This window comes from Allobosea sp. P1_B10 (genome assembly GCF_056406735.1).
The window spans coordinates 85791-106176 of sequence record NZ_JBFTZP010000013.1; the positions used below are offsets into that span (position 1 = coordinate 85791).

At 66.3% G+C, this 20386-nt stretch carries 17 protein-coding genes; 11 read left to right on the forward strand and 6 right to left on the reverse strand.

Annotated features, from left to right (window positions below):
* Positions 1–25: 25 nt before the first annotated feature.
* The 8 genes from tolA (at position 26) to AC1D2L_RS21675 (ending at position 10187) form a co-directional block, all read left to right on the forward strand.
* On the forward strand, positions 26–1276 hold the full coding sequence (gene tolA, locus AC1D2L_RS21640) for a cell envelope integrity protein TolA (RefSeq protein WP_476847960.1): 1251 nt from the start codon (positions 26–28) through the stop codon (positions 1274–1276).
* Positions 1277–1392: 116 nt separating this feature from the next.
* Positions 1393–2652 (forward strand): Tol-Pal system beta propeller repeat protein TolB, encoded by a 1260-nt coding sequence (tolB, locus tag AC1D2L_RS21645; protein ID WP_476847981.1) that lies wholly within the window; start codon positions 1393–1395, stop codon positions 2650–2652.
* 211 nt (positions 2653–2863) lie between these two features.
* Positions 2864–3376: a peptidoglycan-associated lipoprotein Pal gene (gene pal, locus AC1D2L_RS21650; RefSeq protein ID WP_476847961.1), complete on the forward strand. Its 513-nt coding sequence runs from the start codon at positions 2864–2866 to the stop codon at positions 3374–3376.
* Positions 3377–3500: 124 nt separating this feature from the next.
* Positions 3501–4415 (forward strand): tol-pal system protein YbgF, encoded by a 915-nt coding sequence (gene ybgF / locus AC1D2L_RS21655; RefSeq protein ID WP_476847962.1) that lies wholly within the window; start codon positions 3501–3503, stop codon positions 4413–4415.
* Positions 4412–5461, forward strand: coding sequence for a tRNA lysidine(34) synthetase TilS (gene tilS, locus AC1D2L_RS21660; RefSeq protein WP_476847963.1), 1050 nt, complete (start codon positions 4412–4414; stop codon positions 5459–5461). The genes ybgF and tilS overlap by 4 nt, the downstream gene beginning before the upstream one ends.
* A 110-nt stretch (positions 5462–5571) precedes the next feature.
* A complete protein-coding gene (gene ftsH / locus AC1D2L_RS21665) occupies positions 5572–7497 on the forward strand; it encodes an ATP-dependent zinc metalloprotease FtsH (protein WP_476847982.1) in 1926 nt (641 codons plus the stop codon).
* Positions 7498–7684: 187 nt separating this feature from the next.
* A complete protein-coding gene (gene glmM / locus AC1D2L_RS21670; protein ID WP_476847964.1) occupies positions 7685–9028 on the forward strand; it encodes a phosphoglucosamine mutase in 1344 nt (447 codons plus the stop codon).
* A 286-nt stretch (positions 9029–9314) separates the two neighbouring features.
* A complete protein-coding gene (locus AC1D2L_RS21675; RefSeq protein ID WP_476847965.1) occupies positions 9315–10187 on the forward strand; it encodes an outer membrane protein in 873 nt (290 codons plus the stop codon).
* Between the two features lie 66 nt (positions 10188–10253).
* Here AC1D2L_RS21675 and gpmI read toward each other — a convergent pair whose 3' ends face one another.
* Entirely contained in the window at positions 10254–11768 is a 1515-nt protein-coding gene (gpmI, locus tag AC1D2L_RS21680; protein WP_476847966.1) for a 2,3-bisphosphoglycerate-independent phosphoglycerate mutase, read from the reverse strand.
* 142 nt (positions 11769–11910) lie between these two features.
* On the opposite strand from gpmI, the gene AC1D2L_RS21685 reads away from it, so the two are divergent.
* The gene (locus AC1D2L_RS21685; RefSeq protein WP_476847967.1) at positions 11911–12597 is read left to right on the forward strand and encodes a glutathione S-transferase family protein; all 687 of its coding nucleotides are present in this window, start codon (positions 11911–11913) and stop codon (positions 12595–12597) included.
* A gap of 50 nt (positions 12598–12647) precedes the next feature.
* On the opposite strand, the gene AC1D2L_RS21690 is transcribed toward AC1D2L_RS21685, so the two are convergent.
* The gene (locus AC1D2L_RS21690) at positions 12648–14147 is read right to left on the reverse strand and encodes a sensor histidine kinase (protein ID WP_476847968.1); all 1500 of its coding nucleotides are present in this window, start codon (positions 14145–14147) and stop codon (positions 12648–12650) included.
* A 318-nt stretch (positions 14148–14465) separates the two neighbouring features.
* On the opposite strand from AC1D2L_RS21690, the gene AC1D2L_RS21695 reads away from it, so the two are divergent.
* Positions 14466–16139 carry a formate--tetrahydrofolate ligase gene (locus tag AC1D2L_RS21695; protein WP_476847969.1) on the forward strand — a complete coding sequence of 558 codons (1674 nt, stop codon included), beginning with the start codon at positions 14466–14468 and terminating at the stop codon, positions 16137–16139.
* A gap of 73 nt (positions 16140–16212) precedes the next feature.
* Here AC1D2L_RS21695 and AC1D2L_RS21700 read toward each other — a convergent pair whose 3' ends face one another.
* A complete protein-coding gene (locus AC1D2L_RS21700) occupies positions 16213–17250 on the reverse strand; it encodes an L-idonate 5-dehydrogenase (protein ID WP_476847970.1) in 1038 nt (345 codons plus the stop codon).
* A 267-nt stretch (positions 17251–17517) separates the two neighbouring features.
* On the opposite strand from AC1D2L_RS21700, the gene AC1D2L_RS21705 reads away from it, so the two are divergent.
* The gene (locus AC1D2L_RS21705) at positions 17518–18285 is read left to right on the forward strand and encodes an SDR family oxidoreductase (protein ID WP_476847971.1); all 768 of its coding nucleotides are present in this window, start codon (positions 17518–17520) and stop codon (positions 18283–18285) included.
* Between the two features lie 100 nt (positions 18286–18385).
* Here AC1D2L_RS21705 and AC1D2L_RS21710 read toward each other — a convergent pair whose 3' ends face one another.
* The 3 genes from AC1D2L_RS21710 to AC1D2L_RS21720 all read right to left on the reverse strand — a co-directional run.
* The gene (locus AC1D2L_RS21710) at positions 18386–18823 is read right to left on the reverse strand and encodes a low affinity iron permease family protein (RefSeq protein WP_476847972.1); all 438 of its coding nucleotides are present in this window, start codon (positions 18821–18823) and stop codon (positions 18386–18388) included.
* A gap of 80 nt (positions 18824–18903) precedes the next feature.
* Positions 18904–19740 (reverse strand): S-formylglutathione hydrolase, encoded by an 837-nt coding sequence (fghA, locus tag AC1D2L_RS21715; RefSeq protein WP_476847973.1) that lies wholly within the window; start codon positions 19738–19740, stop codon positions 18904–18906.
* Between the two features lie 200 nt (positions 19741–19940).
* Positions 19941–20386 (reverse strand): zinc-binding dehydrogenase (locus AC1D2L_RS21720; RefSeq protein WP_476847974.1); only part of this gene is annotated, 446 nt, incomplete at its 5' end.

The window sequence follows — 20386 nt, forward strand, 5'->3', positions numbered from 1 at the left end:
TGGCATAAGTGAGGGCTCAACGGCTGTGAAGCTATCGACCTCCGAACCGGGCATGGTGATGTCGGCGCTGGGCCACGCGACGTTTCTCGTCGCGGGGTTGCTGGCGTTCTCGGCGCCTGCGCCCTTGCCGGAGAATGAGGAGGCGATCGCCGTCGAGGTCGTCGACCCCAGCACGCTGAACCAGGTCACACGCGGCGAGCGCAAGGCCGAGAAGGTCCAGGCCCAGCCGACCCCGCGCGCCGAGCGCCAGTCCGAGATCGTCGAGCGTAAGGAAGCGGGCGAGGCCAAGCAGGACACGCCGGCGCCGCCGACGCGCCCGGCCGACCTCAAGACCGCCGATGAGAATGCCACGGCTCCGCCTCCGCCAACGCGCGCCGCCGCGCTGCCCAAGGCTGAGCCGCTGCCCAAGCCGCCGGAGCCCGTGAAGCCGCAGCCGCCGCAGAAGAGCGAGGCGCAGGCCAAGGCCGAAGCCCAGGAGAAGCGCGAGGAGCTCGCGCGCCTGGCCGAGGAGGCCGAGCTCGCATCCCAGGCCAAGAAGGCGGAGGAAGAGGCCAAGGCTGCCGCCAAGGCAAAGACGGAGGCCGAAACCAAGGCGAAGGCCGATGCGCTCGCCAAGGCCGAAGCCGAGAAGGTGCGCGCGCAGGCCGCTGCCGCAAAGGCGAAGGCCGATGCGGTTGCGAAGGCTGAAGCCGAGGAGGAGGCCAAGGAAAAGGCCGAGGCCCAGGCAAAGGCGAAGGCCGAAGCTGAGGCGAAAGCCAAGATCGCTGCTGCCGCCAAGGCCAAGCAGGAGGCTGAGGCCAAGGCCAAGCGCGAGGCCGAGATCGCCAAGAATTTCAATGCCAACGATATCGACAAGCTGCTTCAGTCCAAGCAGCCGGCGCAATCGTCGGGTTCGTCGGCGCCGCAGGTTAATCGCACGGCCTCGCTGGGCACCGAGCGCGGCTCCGCGCAGAAGCTGAGCCCTTCGCTGCGGGCGCAACTGGTCGGGATCATCCAGGACCAGCTCCTGAAGTGCTGGAACGTGCCGATCGCGCTGGCCAACGCCAAGGGTCAGGTCGTGCCGTCGGTGCGCATGAAACTCAATACCGACGGGTCGCTGGCGGGCACGCCCGGCGTGATCAACTCCTCGTCGGATCCGCTGTTTCGCGTAGCGGCCGATTCGGCCCTGACCGCAACCCGCCGCTGCGCGCCTTTGCGCATTCCGGCTCAATTCGCCTCCTACTACGACGACTGGCGAGACGTCGTCGTCAACTTCGACGCAAGGGACGTGCTGTGACCCGCTTTCCCACAAAATTCCTGCCGGCCGGACTTCAGTCGGCGCAGTCCGATGTGACCGATGTCGCTGGAACCGGCCTGACCCGCCGCCGCGCGCTGGCGCTGGCCGGCGCCTCGCTGCTGGTGCCTGCGGCTGCGCGTGCCGAACTCGTGATCGACCTGCGCGGCGGCTCCTTCCAGCCATTGCCGATCGCGATCGCGGATTTCGCGGGCGAGGGCGGTGTCCTGGTCTCCGGCGTGATCACCAACAATCTCAAGCGCTGCGGCTATTTCACGCCGATCGACAAGGGCCGGCACCCCGAGAAGAACCCGCCCTTCGATGCGGCGCCGCAGTTTGAGCTCTGGAAGGCCGCTGGCGTGCAGGCCCTCGTGACCGGTCGCGTCTCGCGTGATTCCGGCCGCATCCGCGCGGAGTTCCGGCTCTGGGACGTCTCGACGGGCACGCAGACGGACGGGCAGCAATATTTCACCGACCCCAACAATGCCCGGCGCGTCGGCCACATCATTTCGGACGCGATCTTCACCAAGATCACCGGCGTGGGCGGCTTCTTCGACACGCGCGTCGTGTTCGTCGACGAGTCCGGCACCAAGGAGAACCGCCGCAAGCGGCTCGCGATCATGGACCAGGACGGTGCCAATGTGCGCTACCTGACGAATGGCGATGTCTCGGTGGTGACCCCGCGCTACTCGCCGGTCTCCCAAGAAGTGACCTACATGTCGCAGCGCCTGGGCGAGCAGCCGCGCGTGCATGTCCTGAACATCGAAACCGGGCAGCGCCAGGTCGTCGGCAATTTCCCCGACATGACCTCGAGCCCACGCTTCTCCCCCAATGGCGCGCGTATCGCGCTCAGTCTGCAGCAGGGCGGCAACGCCAACCTGTACGCGATGGACATCGGCTCTCGCACCACGACGCGGCTGACCTCGACGGGCGCGATCGACACTTCGCCGTCCTATTCGCCCGACGGCGCGCAGATCGTGTTCGAGAGCGATCGCGGCGGTTCGCAGCAACTCTACTTGATGGGATCGGGCGGTGGCGAGGGGAAGCGCCTATCCTTCGGGCAGGGCTCCTATTCGCAACCTTCATGGTCGCCGCGCGGCGACCTGATCGCCTTCACGCGTCGCGGCAGCGGTGGCTTCGCCATCGGCGTCATGCGCCCGGACGGCACGGGCGAACGCCTGCTGACGGAAGGTTTCCACAACGAGGCGCCGAATTGGGCTCCGAACGGCCAGTACATCATGTTCTTCCGCGATCCCGGCGGCCAGTCGGGTGGCAAGCTCTACATGGTCGACATCACTGGCCGCGTCGAAGTGCCGGTGCCGACCCCCGCGTTCGCTTCGGACCCGACCTGGTCGCCGCTGCTGACCGCGGCGCGCTGAGCGACGCCGGGCGGCTCCTGATCTCGGGGCGGTGCGGATTTGCCACATCGCGCGAGAACCGACATTTCATCCGAATTGGTTAACCATACGCCGCAATGCCGCCACTTCGCCTTGATCTGGCAAGGTCTCGTTTAGGTTGACGCTTCATTGATGACGCAAGTGCAAGGCTCTTGAGCTTGCGTCGACATCTTCATTCGTCCCGGAGTTTCCCATGCTCGCCACTTTCTTCGCCAGCGGACGTGCCGTTCGCTTCGCCGCTGCCATCGCCGCAACGCTGGCTCTTGGCGCCTGCGCCAAGGACCAGAACGCCGATGCCAATGGCAGCGGCTTCGGAGCAGGCGGCGCCGCTACGCCCGGCAGCACCCAGGACTTCGTCGTCAATGTCGGCGACCGCGTCTTCTTCGAGACCGACTCCACCGACCTGACCTCGACCGCCGTCTCGACCCTGGACAAGCAGTCGGCCTGGCTGCAGCGCTATCCGCGCTACACCTTCGTCGTCGAAGGCCATGCCGACGAGCGCGGCACCCGCGAATACAACTTCTCGCTCTCGGCGCGCCGCGCCCAGACGGTGCGCGACTATCTCTCCTCGCGCGGCATCCAGGGCAACCGCATGCGCATCGTCTCCTACGGCAAGGAGCGCCCGGTCGCCGTCTGCAACGACATCTCGTGCTGGTCGCAGAACCGGCGCTCGGTGACTGTGCTGGACGGCGCTGGCGGCGTTTGAGCGAGCCAGCCGTCTGAACACTCCAAAGCCGGCGCTTTCCCACTCGGAAAGCGCCGGCTTTCCATATTTTAGCCGTGGTCGCCGCATGTTATAGGCCAGCTTCGCTGGCAGACTGGTTATTGTGATGATCTTCCGCACCGCCATTTCCCGCAACCTCGGCGCCATGTGCCTGGCGCTCCTGGCGACCGGCTGGTTTGCCTCCGGGGCTTCGGCGCAGGACGTCTCGGACCTCACGATCCGCACCGGCCGTCTCGAGAACCAGATGCGCCAGCTTTCGGGGCAGATCGAACAGCTGCAATTCGAGAACAAGCGGCTGAGCGAGCAGTTGCGCAAGTTCCAGGAAGACGTCGACTTCCGCCTCAGCGAGCGTGGCGGAGCGCGTGCGGGTGGCGCTGCGCCGTCTGCCGCGCCGGCCGCACCTCCGGCACAGCGCCAGCGCCGCAGCGACGCCTTCGACCCGACGCAGCAGCAGGGCGCCGCCGGTGCTCCGCGCTCCCTGAACGGTGGGATCGGCGACATCATCGAGGATGACGTCGCAGGCGGCCCCGGCCAGGGGCCCCTCGATCTTCAGGGTGTCGGCCGTGTCGTGCCGCAGGGCGGGCTGCCGCAGGGCGCGCCGCGCGGCCAGAGCGTGGCGGCAACCGGTGGAGCCACTTCCGCCAAGGAGACCTACGACCTCGCCTATGCTTCCGTGCTGCGCAAGGAATACGAGCAGGCCGAGATGGGCTTCCGGCAGTTCCTGCAGAGCTTTCCGCGCGACCGGCTTGCGGCCGATGCGACCTATTGGCTCGGCGAGAGCTATCTCCAGCGCCAGCGCTATCGCGAGGCGGCCGAGCAGTTCCTGAAGATCTCGCGTGAAAATCCGCGTTCGGCGAAGGCGCCCGACAGCCTGCTCCGGCTGGGCATGGCGCTTAACGGGCTCGGCGCCAAGGACCAGGCCTGCGCCACCTACGCCAAGGTGAATGTCGACTATCCCGCGGCCTCCAACGCCGTGCGCCAGGGCGTCCAGCGCGAGCGCCGGCGTTCCGGCTGCGCGTGAGCGGGCCGGCCACGATCGTCGTTGCACCCGCCCCGGTCACCGCCGCCGAGGCAGAGACGCTCTTTGCCGGGCTCGTTCATGAACAGGCCCTGCTGGTCGCGGTTTCCGGCGGGCCTGACTCCGTCGCTCTTCTTGCCCTGCTGTGCGAATGGGCCGGATACTCTGGCCGCCCGCGCATCGCCGCCGCCACAGTCGACCACGGCCTGCGCGAGGCGTCCGCCGGAGAGGCGAGGGCGGTCACGGAACTCTGTGGCAGGCTAGGCGTGCCACACGCGATACTGACCTGGCAGGGCGACAAGCCCGAAACGGCCCTGCAGGCGCGCGCGCGCTCGGCGCGCTACGAACTTCTGGCGATTGAGGCGAAGCGGCTGGGTGGCGCGGTGATCGTTACCGCCCACACGCTCGATGACCAGGCCGAGACGCTGATGATGCGGATGGCGCACGGCTCGGGGCCTTCGGGGCTTGCAGGCATGCGGGCGCGGGTCATGCGCGACGGGTTCGTCATTGCCCGGCCGCTGCTCTCCGTCGGGAAGGACAGGCTGGTCGCGACCGTCGAGTCGCGCGGACTTGCCTTCGCGCAGGACCCCAGCAACGCCAACCGGAGCTTCGAGCGCGTGCGCTGGCGGATGCTGATGCCGACGCTGGCGGAAGCCGGGCTCGATGCCGGGCGTCTCGGGCAACTGGCGAGCCGGATCGCACGCATGGACGACGCGCTGGCGCAGCGCGCCCAGCGCCTCTGGCCGGAACTGGCTCACGAAGATGCGGCGTCCGACACCGTCGCGCTGCGATTCCAGGCCTTGCTCGACGAACCCGAAGAGATAGCCTTGCGGGTCGTCGCACGGGCGCTCGACCGGGTCGCCGGTGACAGGCTGGGGCGGCTTGAGCGGCTGGAAGCCTGCCTTGCTGCGCTGCGGGAAGCGGTGCGTGCAGGGGACGCAATGACGCGGACGCTGTCGGGCTGCGTGCTGGCGCTGCGGCGCGACGGAGTACTCGAGGTGCGGCGCGAGCCGGTGCGGAAGCGCGGCATTCACCCTTCGCCATCATAAGGTCGTGGCATTTGCCCCGTTTCCCTTGGCAAGGGGGCATGCGCCACCTAGATTAGCTTGGCAAACCCCCGGCCTCTCCGGCGCTTCCCGGTGGCCTGATCGGACAGATGATGAATCCGAATTTCCGAAATTTCGCCCTCTGGGTGGTGATCTTCCTCCTGGTGCTGGCGCTCGTGACGCTGTTCCAGAGCCCGAGCCAGCGTGCCAGCACGAACGAGATCCCCTACAGCCAGCTCATCAATGAGTCGGAGGCCGGCCGCATCGCCAATGTGGTGGTCGCAGGCCAGGAGATCTCCGGCAGCTTCTCCGATGGCCGGACCTTCGTGACCTATGCTCCCTATGGCGACCCGGCCCTGCTCAAGACGCTGGCCCAGAAGGGCGTTCAGGTCTCGGCCCGTGCACCGTCAGAGGGCACGCCCTGGTTCGTCGCGCTGCTCGTGAACTCGCTGCCCTTCGTCATCTTCATCGGCCTGTGGATCTTCATGTCCCGCCAGATGCAGAACGGTGCGGGCCGCGCCATGGGGTTCGGCAAGTCCAAGGCCAAACTCCTCACCGAAGCGCATGGCCGCGTCACCTTCGAAGATGTCGCTGGTATCGACGAGGCCAAGGAAGACCTCCAGGAGATCGTCGAGTTCCTGCGAGACCCCCAGAAGTTCCAGCGTCTCGGCGGACGTATTCCGCGCGGTGTGCTGCTGGTCGGCCCTCCCGGCACCGGCAAGACCCTGACGGCACGCGCTGTCGCGGGTGAAGCCAATGTGCCGTTCTTCACCATCTCGGGTTCGGATTTCGTCGAGATGTTCGTCGGCGTCGGCGCCAGCCGTGTCCGCGACATGTTCGAACAGGCCAAGAAGAACGCGCCCTGCATCATCTTCATCGACGAAATCGACGCTGTCGGCCGTCATCGCGGCGCCGGTCTCGGCGGCGGCAATGACGAGCGCGAGCAGACGCTGAACCAGCTTCTGGTCGAGATGGACGGCTTCGAGGCGAATGAAGGCGTGATCATCATCGCCGCCACCAACCGTCCCGACGTGCTCGATCCCGCGCTGCTGCGTCCGGGCCGCTTCGATCGCCAGATCGTGGTGCCGAACCCCGACGTTGCCGGCCGCGAGAAGATCCTGAAGGTCCATGTCCGCAAGGTGCCGCTGGCGCCCGACGTCGACCTCAAGATCCTGGCACGTGGTACCCCGGGCTTCTCGGGCGCGGATCTGATGAACCTCGTCAACGAGGCGGCCCTGCTCGCGGCGCGTCGCGCCAAGCGCATGGTCACCCATGCCGAGTTCGAGGACGCCAAGGACAAGGTCATGATGGGCGCAGAGCGCAAATCCATGGCGATGTCGGAGGAAGAGAAGAAGCTGACCGCCTATCACGAGGCCGGCCACGCCATCGTCGGTCTCTATGTCCCGGCCGGCATCCCGGTACACAAGGCAACGATCATCCCGCGCGGACGTGCGCTGGGCATGGTCAAGTTCCTGCCGGAAGGCGATCGCTACTCGATGAAGTACAAGGAATTCACCTCGCAGCTCGCAGTCGCCATGGGTGGTCGCGTCGCGGAGGAGATGACCTTCGGCATGGAGAACGTCACCTCGGGCGCGACCGGCGACATCCAGCAGGCGACAAAGATGGCCAAGGCCATGGTCACGCAGATGGGCTACTCGAAGGAACTCGGCATGGTCGCCTATGGCGACAACCAGGAGGAAGTGTTCCTGGGCATGTCGATGGGCCGTACCCAGAGCCTGTCGGAAGCGACCGCCCAGAAGATCGACTCCGAGGTGCGCAAGCTCGTGCATCAGGGCTATCTCGACGCGACCGCAATCCTGACCGAACATCACGAGCAGTTCGTCGCGGTAGCCGAGGCGCTGCTCGAGTTCGAGACGCTGACCGGCGACGAGATCCGCGACCTGATCGCCGGCAAGCGCCCGACGCGCGAGGCCGACGACACCCCGCATGCGCCACGCGGCTCGGCCGTTCCGAGCGCCGGCAAGGGTCGCAAGCGCGGCGAGCCTGATGCGCCGCTGGAGCCGCAGCCGCAGGTTTGACCGCAGGCGGATTGGATAACTGGACGAGGCGGCCTGCGGGCCGCCTCTTTCGTTTTGCGCTGCGGCCCCCAGCGCCCCGGAGCAGCCAGCCGATAGGATTCGTCACAAATCGTGAGAAGGCAGAAACCAATTGCGGCTATAGAACAGGGCCAGATCGCGCGCCTCGCGCCGCCCGGACGGATTTGAAATGACACGCAAATACTTTGGAACCGATGGCATCCGTGGTCGCGCCAATGGCGTGATCACGCCTGATCTCGCGCTCAAGGTCGGCCAGGCCGCCGGCATCGCCTTCCGGCGGGGCGAGTACCGGCACCGCGTCGTCATCGGCAAGGATACCCGCCTGTCGGGCTATATGATCGAATACGCCATGGTCGCCGGCTTCACCTCAGTGGGCATGGACGTGATGCTGCTCGGCCCGATGCCGACGCCGGCGGTGGCGATGCTGACACGGTCGATGCGCGCCGATCTTGGCGTCATGATCTCGGCCTCGCACAACGCCTATGAGGACAACGGAATCAAGCTGTTCGGTCCCGACGGCTACAAGCTCAACGACGAGGTCGAGGCCGAGATCGCGGCGCTGATCGACTCCGACATGGCGCCCCGGCTGTCGGCCTCGCCGAAGCTCGGGCGGGCCAAGCGCATCGACAGCGTACACGCGCGCTATATCGAATCCGCCAAGCACACCCTGCCGCGCAACATGAGCCTGGAAGGCCTGCGCATCGTCGTCGATTGCGCCAATGGCGCGGCCTACAAGGTCGCCCCCGAGGCGCTCTGGGAGCTTGGCGCTGAGGTCATCGCGATCGGCGTCGAACCCGACGGCTTCAACATCAACAAGGATGTCGGCTCGACCTCGCCCGACGCGCTGATCGCCAAGGTGCGCGAATTGCGCGCCGATATCGGGATCGCGCTCGACGGCGATGCCGACCGGGTGCTGATCGTCGACGAGCAGGGGCAGGCCGTTGATGGCGACCAGCTCATGGCGGTGATCGCACGGTCCTGGCTGGAGGACGGCCGCCTGTCGGCGCCAGGCATCGTCGCGACGGTGATGTCCAATCTCGGTCTCGAGCGCTACCTGGCCGGGCTCGGCCTTTCGCTGGCACGCACTGCGGTGGGCGATCGCTATGTGCTCGAACACATGCGCGCCAACGGCTTCAATCTCGGCGGTGAGCAGTCCGGCCACATCATCCTGTCCGACTACGCCACGACCGGCGACGGGCTTGTCGCGGCGCTGCAACTGCTCGCTGTGGTCAAGCGCATGGACAAGCCGGTCTCGGAGATCTGCCACTGCTTCGAACCGGTGCCGCAGATCCTCAAGAACGTGCGCTACAAGCAGGGGCAGCCGCTCAAGGAGCAGCCCGTGGTCAACGCCATCGAGGCGGCGCGCCAGTTGCTGGGTTCAAGCGGGCGCCTGGTGATCCGTCCGTCGGGCACAGAGCCGCTGATCCGCGTGATGGCCGAGGGCGATGACCGCGACCTCGTCATGCGCGCGGTCGACGATGTCGTCGATGCCGTGACCAAGGCTGCCGCCTAAGCGCGGGCAGCCCCCGCCGACATCATTGCGACGTCGGTTTCGCGCGTCGCCCCGCATCTTTCCAGCTCTCCAACGAGCCGATACGGCGCCTTCCGCGCTGTGCGAGGGCGCTTGCCTCGCGGTTTCCGCGTTAACTATTCGGCAAGTATAAAGGAGAAGTTCAGGCTTTCTTGAGGTTAAAGGTTAGGGTTAAGCCTCGTTTAAGAAATATCTGGCATCGTCCTTCCCATCGGTAACTCGCGCGAGCTGCGTTCCTTGGCGTCGCGCAAACACGAAGGATACTGCCATGGGCAGCCTGAAGACTCTTGCGCTGGCGGGCGCGATGGCTGTCGGCGCCTCCGCGCTAGCCAATGCCGCCGATCTCGGCTATCCGCCCCCGCCGCCGCCGGAACCGCTGGGCCTCAAGGGTTCGATCAGCAGCGGCATCTACCTGCGCGGCGATTTCGGCGTCGGCCAGCTGAAGATCCAGAAATACGAGCAGCGCGACGTCATCAATGCCGGCGGCAGCTTCTTCGGGGACAGCGAGAGCCACTCGGTCTTCGCAGGCGCGGGTGTCGGCTATCGCTTCAACAACTGGTTCCGTATCGACGGCACCTTTGAGTATCGCGGTGGCGCGACCGTCGGCGTCAACGACTACCTGACCTACAGCAACGGCTTCACCAACGTTCAGCAGACGAATACCTACAAGGGCAATGTCACCTCAATGGTGGCGCTCTTCAACGGCTACGTCGATCTGGGCACCTGGAACTGCCTGACGCCCTATATCGGCGCCGGTATCGGCTACGCCAACAACCGCATCGGCGGCATGACCGACCAGGGCATCGTCTATGCCGGCGGTCCGTCCTCGGCAACGCTGGGCACGGCTGGCAGCGGCAGCAAGTCGGGTGTCGCCTGGGCGCTCATGGCCGGTCTCGGCTACGAGGTGAACAAGAACCTCACCCTCGAAGTCGGGTATCGCTACCTGAACCTCGGCGATGCGCAGTCCGGCCATATCCAGAATGCCTTCCTGCCGGAGAGCTACACCCCGCTGAAGGCCAAGAACCTCGAGAGCCACGACATCAAGATCGGCATGCGCTGGAATTTCGGCGAGCCCGATTGCTGCGGCCCGACCGAGCGTCCGGTCGCCTTCGCACCGGCTCCCACGATCCGCAAATACTGATATCGCGAGAGATCGCGTCCATCGACGACGGCGCGGACCCAGGTCCGCGCCGTTTCGCTTTTCGACTCAGCGCAGCAGCGAACGGCCGGTCATCTCGGCAGGCTGCGGCAACCCCATCAGGGCCAGAAGCGTCGGCGCGATGTCGCCGAGCCGGCCATCGGCTAACGCAGAGGCGTCGCCGCCGATCAGCATGATCGGGACGGGATTCGTGGTGTGGGCCGTATGGGGCTCGCCGGTGACCGGGTCGACCATCAGTTCGCAATTGCCATGGTCGGCGGTGACGAGCACCGCCCCGCCCGCCGCGATGACCGCTTCGGCAATTTGCCCGAGCCCGGCATCGACTGTCTCGACCGCCTTGATCGCCGCCGCCAGCACGCCGGTATGGCCGACCATGTCGGGGTTGGCGAAGTTGAGCACGACAAGGTCGTAGCGGCCCGATCCGATGGCCTCCACGGCACGCTGGGTCAGTTCGGGTGCCGACATCTCCGGCTGGAGATCATAGGTCGCGACCTTGGGGGAGGGCACCATGACGCGGTCCTCGCCGGGATAGGGCGTCTCCTCGCCGCCGTTGAAGAAGTAGGTGACGTGGGGGTATTTCTCCGTCTCCGCCATCCGGACCTGCGCCAGGCCTGCCTTGGACACGGTTTCGCCGAGGCCGTTGGCGAGTGTCTGAGGCTGGAACAGTGCAGGCATCAGCGGGCTGAGCTCGGCGCTGTAGGCCGTCATGCTCACGGCCTTGGCGAGCAGCGGACGGCGCGGCCGCTCGAAACCGCTGAAGCCCGGCTGCAGCATCGGAGCCAGGATCTCGCGGATGCGGTCGGAACGGAAGTTGAAGCTGAGCAGCCCATCGCCATCGCGGATGCCGGCATAGCCGGAGATCACGGCCGGGAGGATGAACTCGTCGGTTGTTCCGCTGGCATAGGCATCGGCAATGGCGGCTTGTGCATCGGCAAAGGGGCGCCCTTCGCCGAGCACGATGGCGCGCCAGGCCTGCTCGACACGTTCCCAGCGGTTGTCGCGGTCCATCGCGTAATAGCGGCCCGACAGCGTCGCGATGCGCGCGCCTTGCGGCAGGGCTGCGCTGAAGGCGGCCACATACGCCGCTGCCGATTGCGGGGGCGTGTCTCGGCCGTCGGTGAAGACATGCACGCTGACGGAAATTCCGTGGCGGACCAGGATCTGCGCCAGCGCGACCGCGTGCTCCTGATGCGCATGGACGCCGCCGGGCGAGACCAGGCCGAGCAGATGGCAGGTGCCGCCGCTCGCCTTCAGTGCGGCGAGCAGGCCCGACTGTTCCAGCGCCGCCTCGATCGATCCGTCTGCGATCGCCTGGTTGATGCGCGGCAGGTCCTGCATCACCACGCGGCCGGCGCCGAGATTGAGGTGCCCTACCTCGGAGTTACCCATCTGCCCGCCGGGCAGGCCGACATCGAGGCCCGAAGTCGTCAGGAATGCGTGCGGCGAGGTTGCCCAGAAACGATCGAAATTCGGAGTGTCGGCCAGCAGGACGGCATTGTCCCGGGCCTCCTCGCGCCAGCCCCAGCCGTCGAGGATCATCAGCATCACGGGGCGTTTTGGCATATCGCAAATCCTTCAGGCCTATCGACGGGCGCAAGGCGGATAGCACAGCCGCCTGCTGTGGGCGAGAACGCGGGTGGACACTTGGCCGGCCGTCGTCCAGCGCTATAAGTGGCTGTGGCGGCCGGTTTCAGGGAGTTCATCGATGATCAGATTCTACTACCATCCGTCGCCCAATCCCGACAAAGTCGCGCTCTTCCTGGAAGAGGCCGGGCTGCCCTACGAGATCGTGCCCGTCGACACCCGAAAGGGCGACCAGTTCAAGCCGGAATTCCTCGCGATCAATCCCAATGCCAAGACGCCGGCACTGACGGATGGCGACGCGACCATCTTCGACAGCAGCGCCATCCTGCTCTACCTCGCGGAGAAGACCGGCCAGTTCCTGCCGGACGACAGGCCGGAGGCGCGGGCGCAGATGCTGTCCTGGCTGATGTTCATTGCAACCGGTATCGGCCCCTATTGCGGGCAGGCCGTTCACTTCACCCGGGCGGCGCCGGAGAAGATTCCCTATGCCATCAACCGCTATTCCCGCGAGGCCGAGCGGCATTGGGGCATCGTCGAGGAGCGGCTGGCCAAGCACCGCTACATGCTGGGCGACAGCTATACGTTGATCGACATGTCTCTCTGGGGCTGGTCGACCCGCGCCCCGTTCGCGCTCGGTGACGAGGCTTTTTTGCGGCTGCCCAACGTCAAGCGCCATCTCGACGAGATTTCGGCGCGTCCGGCGGCGCAGCGGGTGATGGCACTCAAGACACGCTTCGCGTTCAAGACCGAAATGGACGACGAGGCGCGCAGGATCCTATATCCGCAGAATGCCCATCTGATGGCCTGAGCCGGCGACGCGTTCGATCCAGGCCTTCTCGCTCCGCGAGAAACGAGTCCTCAGGCGCTGTCCTCGTCGTCGTCCTTCAGGGCCGAGACCGGTGCGTCCAGCGTAAAGACGATCCCGGCCGGCGGGAACGCGAGCTGCGTTCTGCCCTTCACGGTCGGGAAGCTGCGCTCGATCAGGCGCGAGCCGAAGCCGCGTCGCGTCGGGACCACGACCGGAGGGCCGCCTTCCTCCTGCCAGCGCAGGCGGAACTGGGTCTCGCCGTCGATCTCGTCGAGACGCCAGTGCAATACCACGCGCCCGGTCGCGTTCGACAGCGCGCCGTATTTCACCGCGTTGGTCGCGAGCTCGTGGAGGATGAGGGTGAGGGCGAGCGCCGCCTTGGGGCCCAGCACGACCTCGGGGCCCTGGATCGCGAAACGCCCGGGCTCGCCTTGAATGGCGACCACGCTCTCGATGACCTGCGACAGCGCGGCATTGGCCCAACCGCCGCCGACGAGCAGGTCATGCGCCCGCGACAGGGCCGCCAGCCTTTCCGAAAAGGTCACCCGAGCGGTCTCGAGGGATGTCGCGTTGCGAAGCGTCTGCGAGGCGATCGCCTGCACCATGGCGAGCGAGTTCTTCACGCGATGCGACAGCTCCTGCATCAGCAGACGCTGCTGAGCCTCCGCTTCCTTGCGCTCGGTGATGTCGATATGGGCGCCCACGAGCCGCTGGGGCGAGCCGTCGTAGTCGCGGTCGATCTGCGCGAGTGCGCCGATCCAGCGCACTTCGCCATCGGAGGGGCGGATGATGCGGTACTCGGCGTGATAGTCGCGCGTTGTGCCGGCGATCGTCTCCCTGAAATGCGTCTCGACCATGGCGCGCTCGTGGGGGTGGATGCGTTGGACCCATTCATCATGGGTCTCATTCGCGGATTCGGGGGGGAGGCCGTGGAGAAGCATGTACTCGGGCGAACGGGTGTTCCGGAAACCGGTCCGCAGATCGACCTCGAATCCGCCGATCCGGCCGATCTTCTGGACCTGGGCAAGCTCCTGCTCGCGCTTGCGCAACATCTGCTCGGCCGCTTCTCGGGCGAGGCCCGCCTTGACGGTCGCAGTCGTCTCCGTGACGGCGGCGAGGATACCGGCGACAGCGCCGGTCTCATCGAAGATCGGGCCGTAATCGACATTCAGCCAGGTGTCTTCCGCAACCCCGTTTCGGTGCAGGACGAGATCCAGGTCGCGATAGGAGAGTGGCTCGCCCCTCTGGACGTGCGCCATCACCATGCGATGGAAATCGGCGATCTCCGGCCAGGCCTCGAACACGCTCTGCCCCAGGATCTGGGGATGCCGGGCGCCGGCGATGACCGAATAGGCATCGTTATAGATCAGGACGCCGGGCTCCCCCCACAAAATGGTCATGGGCGCCGGCGAGGTCAGGATCAGTTGCACAGCCGAGGCCAGCACGTCTGGCCAATCCTGGGGTGCGCCGAGCGCGCATTCCCGCCCGGACCAGCCGCGCAGCAATGCGCCGACCTCGCCGCCGCCATGCGGCCCAATCCGTTTAGCCATAGTCACTCCCCCGCGGGCCGAACCGCCATGCCATCGACAGGAGCCCGAACGCCGGTGCCTATTGCGGCACGTCACTAGCCGACGCGCAAGTCAGCCGATCGGTTCGTCGAGCCCGAGGTCGAGAGCTCCGAGCTGCTAGCATCGATCCGGACGTGAGGCTGCGTCAAATGACGTTCGGGCAGAGACTGAACTGTTGGCAAAGCCTTGAAAGCAGTGGCAGGCCGGTCGCTTTCGCGGCAGTCTCCCGCCCGCGAAAGCGCGCCCGCTTTCGGAACGCTCATGGGTGGGATGTTCACGGGCACGCCATGAGGGGACCCGATGCCGACCGATATCGAGATTGCACGCGCGGCGACACTACAGCCGATCACGGCTATTGCCGAAAAGGCCGGAATTCCGCAGGACGCGCTGAGCCCCTATGGCAAGTTCATCGCCAAGGTCGATACCTCCGCCATTCCCGGCTTCGCCGCCAAGCCCGACGGCAAGCTCATCCTCGTCACCGCGATCAGCCCGACGCCGGCGGGCGAGGGCAAGACCACGACCACGGTCGGGCTCGGCGATGCCCTCGCGCGCATCGGCAAGCGCAGCATCATCGCCTTGCGCGAGCCTTCTCTGGGGCCCTCCTTCGGGATGAAGGGCGGCGCGGCCGGCGGCGGCCATGCGCAAGTGGTGCCGATGGAGCAGATCAACCTGCACTTCACCGGCGACTTCCACGCCATCACCAGCGCGCACAACCTGCTTGCGGCGATGGTCGACAACCACATCTACTGGGGAAACGGCCTGGGCTTCGACACCCGCCATGTCACCTGGCGCCGGGTCATGGACATGAACGACAGGGCCTTGCGCTCGATCGTGTCCTCGCTGGGCGGGGCCGGCAACGGCTTTCCGCGCGAGGACGGATTCGACATCACCGTCGCCTCCGAGGTCATGGCGATCTTCTGCCTGGCGACCGACATGGCCGACCTCGAGAAGCGGCTCGGCCGGATTGTTGTCGGACGCGGGCGCGAGAAGCGGCCGGTGACAGCCGGCGATCTCAAGGCGACGGGTGCCATGAGCGTGCTGCTCAAGGACGCGCTCATGCCCAATCTCGTGCAGACGCTGGCAGGCACGCCCGCCTTCGTCCATGGCGGACCCTTCGCGAACATCGCCCATGGCTGCAATTCGGTGATCGCGACGCGCGCGGCGCTCAAGCTCGCCGATTACGTGGTGACCGAAGCGGGGTTCGGTGCCGATCTCGGCGCGGAAAAGTTCTTCGACATCAAATGCCGCAAGGCGGGGCTTAAGCCGGCGGCCGCGGTGGTGGTCGCGACGGTACGCGCGCTGAAGATGCATGGTGGCGTCGCCAAGGACGATCTCGGCAAGGAGAACCTGGCTGCGGTCGAGGCCGGCCTCGCCAATCTCGCCCGCCATGTCGAGAACATCCGCAAATTCGGTGTGCCGCCGATCGTGGCGATCAACAATTTCAGCAGCGATACGGCCGCCGAACATGCGCTGATCGCCAGCTTCTGCCGCAATCATCTCGGTGTGGAGGCTGTGATCTGTCGGCATTGGGCGGAGGGCGCGGCCGGCGCCGAGGAACTCGCGCGCAAGGTGGCGACGCTGGCCGAAGGCGGCGAGGCCGATTTCGAGCCGCTCTATCCCGATGCGATGCCGCTCTGGGAGAAGCTGGAGACGGTTGCGCGCGAGATCTACGGCGCTGCCGGCCTCGTTGCAGGTGCCAAGGTGCGGGCCCGCTTCGCCGAACTGGAAGCGGGTGGCTATGGTGCGCTGCCGGTTTGCGTCGCCAAGACGCAGTACTCGTTCTCGGCCGACCCGACGCTGCGCGGCGCGCCTTCCGGCCATCAGGTGCCGGTGCGCGAGGTCAGGCTTTCGGCGGGAGCCGGCTTCGTCGTGGCGATCTGCGGAGACATCATGACCATGCCGGGCCTGCCGCGCGAGCCTGCCGCCGAGCGCATCCATATCGACGGAGCAGGGCGGATCGAAGGCCTCTTCTAGGGTCTGGGTTCAACGAGAAACCGCCGCGCTGGAGGCCAGCGCGGCGGTTTCGATTCAGGGCTCGCTGCGCGGTTCAGGCGAAGTCGAGCTGGACCTTCATCGCCCGCGACTTGTCGGCGGCGAGATCGAAGGCCTCGACGGCCCGGTCGACGGGGATGGAGGCGGTCAGCAGCGGCGACAGGTCGATGGCGCCCGAGCCCAGCATCGCGACGGCCCAGTCGAACTCCTCATGGAAGCGGAAGGAACCGCGCAGGTCGAATTCCTTGGCCACGAGCACGTTCATCGGCAGCGTGAAATTGCCGCCCACGCCGATCTGCACGATCACGCCACCGGGCCGCACGACGTCGAAGGCTCCGGTCAGGGCATGCTGGTTGCCCGAGGCCTCGAACATCACGTCGAAGGCGCCCTTGTCGGCGCCATACTCGGCCTTCAGCCGGTCCGGCTCGGCCATGACATTGATCGCCTGCGTCGCGCCCATCTTCAGTGCGGTCGGAAGCGGAGCGTCGACGACATCGGTCGCAACGATCTCGGCCGCACCGGCTGCCTTGGCTGCGACCATGGCGAGGACGCCAATCGGGCCCGAGCCGGTGACGAGTACGCGCTTGCCCAGAAGCGGGCCGGCGCGCTTGGCCGCGTGCAGGCAGACAGAGAGGGGCTCGGCAAAGGCGGCCATCGCGGCGCTGACGCCGGGCGCGACCTTCACGGCCTGGCGCTCCTCGACCACCAGCACATCGCGGAAGCCGCCCTGCACATGGGGGAAACGCATGGCGCTGCCATAGAACAGCATGTCCGTGCAGTGCTGCTGCTGACCGGTCTGGCAATAGCGGCAGTGGCCGCAGGCGCGGCTCGGATTGACCGCGACGCGATCGCCCGGCTTCACGCGCGAAACCTCGGCGCCCACGGCCTCGACAGTGCCGGCGATCTCGTGGCCCAGGATCAGCGGCTCGCGCACCCGGATCGTGCCGAAGCCGCCATGCAGGTAGTAGTGCAGGTCGGAGCCGCAGATGCCGCCGGCCTCGATGCGGACGCGCACGTCGAGCGGGCCCATCTCCGCGACGCTGGCTGCCTCGACGCGTAGATCCTTCTCGGAGTGGATGACGACGGCGCGCATGATTTTTCCTCTATCCTGCCGGGCCTGCCGCATCGTCTGCCTCCGTCCCAGAGCAAGCCGCCGGCTTTGCGTCTCCGGGTGCCGCAGGGCGACCCTCTGGATATCCGTGATGGCCCCGCTACCGCGGCTCCTCGGGATGAGGGTTTCGAGAGATTGCGGCCGCTTCGGCCAGTTGTCTAATCGATTGAAAGGTGCTTACCGAAATACGGGTTCGCCGCGCAAACGCAATATGCGCACCGACGATTACTGCCAACTGGAGATATGCCGATGTCGTTGTCGCTGTTCAGCCTTGAGGGCAAGGTCGCCCTCATCACCGGCTCGGGCCAGGGCATTGGTCTGGCATTGGCCGAGGGACTTTCGGAAGCCGGCGCGCATGTCGTGCTCAACGGACGCAATGCCGCCAAGCTCGAGGCCGCCCGCGCCGTGATCGCGGCGACCGGCCGCAAGGTCTCGATCGCGCCGTTCGACGTGACCGACCACGCCGCCGTCGAGGCGGGCGTCGCGAAGATCGAGGCCGAGATCGGCCCGATCGACATCCTGATCAATAATGCCGGCATGCAGAAGCGCGCGCCTTTCACCGAGTTCCCGGTCGATGGCTGGCACGAGGTGATGGCGACCAACCTGCATTCGGTGTTCTACGTGGCGCAGGCGGTGACCAAGCGGATGGTTCCGCGCGGCCGCGGCAAGGTCATCAATATCGGCTCGGTGATGAGCGAGCTCGGGCGCGCCAGCATCGTGCCCTATACCGCCTCGAAGGGCGCGGTGAAGATGATGACGCGTGGGTTGGCCGCCGAACTCGGCAAACACAACATCCAGGTCAACGCGATCGGCCCAGGTTATTTCGCCACCGAGATCAACAAGGCGCTGATTGCCGACGAGGCGTTTTCGGCCTGGGTCAGCAGCCGCACCCCGGCCGGTCGCTGGGGCGAGACCAAGGAACTGATCGGCGCGGCGATATTCCTTTCGGCGGAAGCGTCGAACTACGTCAACGGCCATCTGCTGATGGTCGATGGCGGCATGACGGTCGTGGTCTGACAGCTTCCCGTCATTGCGAGGAGCGCATGCGACGAAGCAATCCAGGGGCGGCAGAGCGCTGTACTTTTCTGGATTGCTACGCTCTGCTCGGAATGACGATTTAGCCTGAGCCAGCTTCGCCCTTGATTGGCGACGTGGGGGCCATTGTCCCCGCACTGCGCGCCTTCGCGGCGCGCTTCTCGAATTCGGCGCGGATCGCCTCGATCTTGTCCTCGTCGAGCTCCTCGAGGTCCATCAACTCCTCGCGGGCGCCTTCGAGCCGGATGATCAACTCGTCCAGCTTGATCTGCATCGCGGCGGTGTCGCGGTTCTGGCTGTTCTGGATGATGAACACCATCAGGAAGGTCACGATGGTGGTCGAGGTGTTGATCACCAGCTGCCAGGTGTCGTTGAAGCCGAAGATCGGCCCCGAAATTCCCCAGGCGATGATGATGCCGACCGCCAGGACGAAGGTGACCGGCTTGCCGGCCCAGCGCGCCGTCGCCTGCGAGAGGCGGGTGAACAGCGAGCGATCCGTCAGCAGTTCAGTCGACGACATGGTGCGTACCCCCGGACCCGGTCATGGGCCTGCGGGGAATCAACGTCGTCGAGCTCTCCGCGTTCCAGGTGGAGCGTCGTTCAGGCCACCAGTCGCTGCGCGTGCCAGGCGATGTGCTGAGCCATGAAGGTCGAGATGAAATTGTAGGAGTGGTCGTAGCCGTCGCGCATGTTGAGCTCGAGCGGGATGCCGGCCTGAAGACAGGCCAGTTCCAGCAACGCCGGGCGCAAGCCCTCCTCGAGGAAACCGTCGGCGGTCCCCTGGTCGACCAGCAGGTCCTTGACGCGATGCCCGTCTGCGATCAGCGCGGTCGAGTCATAGGCCCGCCAGCCCGCCTCGTCGGTTCCCAGGTATTTCTCCAGGGCCGGGCGCGACCAGCCGGCGGTGGAAGGCTGCGTGATTGGCGCAAAGGCGGAGACCGAGGCGTAGCGCATCGGGTTTTTCAGCGCGAGCGTGATTGCGCCATGGCCGCCCATGGAATGGCCGAAGATACCCTGCCGGCCCATGTCGAGCGGGAAGTGGTGAGCGGCGAGATCGGGCAGTTCGTCGCGGATATAGCTCTCCATGCGATAGTTCTTCGCATAGGGCTGCTGCGTGGCGTCGAGATAGAAGCCCGCGCCCGAGCCGAACTGCCAGTTGTCGGGCTCGTCAGGCACGCTTTCGCCGCGCGGAGAGGTGTCGGGGCAGATGATGGCGATACCGTTGGCGGCTGCCGCGGCGCGGTACTCGCCCTTGTCCATGACGTTCTGGTGCGTGCAGGTCAGACCCGAGAGATACCAGAGCAGCGGAACCGGGCGCTCCTCGCTCTGGTGGGGGAGGAAGATCGCGAAGGTCATCGGGCAGGCGCAGGCGACGCTGTCATGGCGATAGACACGCTGCGAGCCGCCAAAGGCCTTTGAGCTGGAGAGGAGTTCCATGGGTGTCCTTTCGATGCCGCGCGCTGGAAGGTCGCCTTTATCGTCATGCCCGGGCTGGGCCCCGGAATCCACGTCCCAGCCGTGATCTAGGGCCGGCAGGGACGCGGATGGTCGCCACAAGGGCGACCATGACGGAAACCACGCCGAATGGCGATTCCGGCGCTCTCACTGCCCCATTGATGAGGCCAGAAAGCGACCGCTCAATAGACGACGACGCTGCGGATCGACTTGCCCTCATGCATCAGGTCGAAGCCGGTGTTGATCTCGTCGAGCGAGAGCTTGTGCGTGATCAGGTCGTCGATGTTGATCTTGCCCTCCATGTACCAGTCGACGATTTTCGGTACATCGGTGCGCCCGCGCGCGCCGCCGAACGCCGTGCCCTTCCAGACGCGCCCGGTGACCAACTGGAACGGGCGGGTCGCAATCTCCTTGCCGGCCTCGGCGACGCCGATGACGATCGATTCACCCCAGCCGCGATGGCAGCATTCCAGCGCCTGGCGCATCACATCGGTGTTGCCGGTGGCATCAAACGAGAAGTCCGCCCCGCCGCCGGTGAGGTCGACGATCGCCTGCACGACCTTGTCGTTGCCGACCTCGCGCGGGTTGATGAAGTCGGTCATGCCGAACTTCCTGGCCATCTCGACCT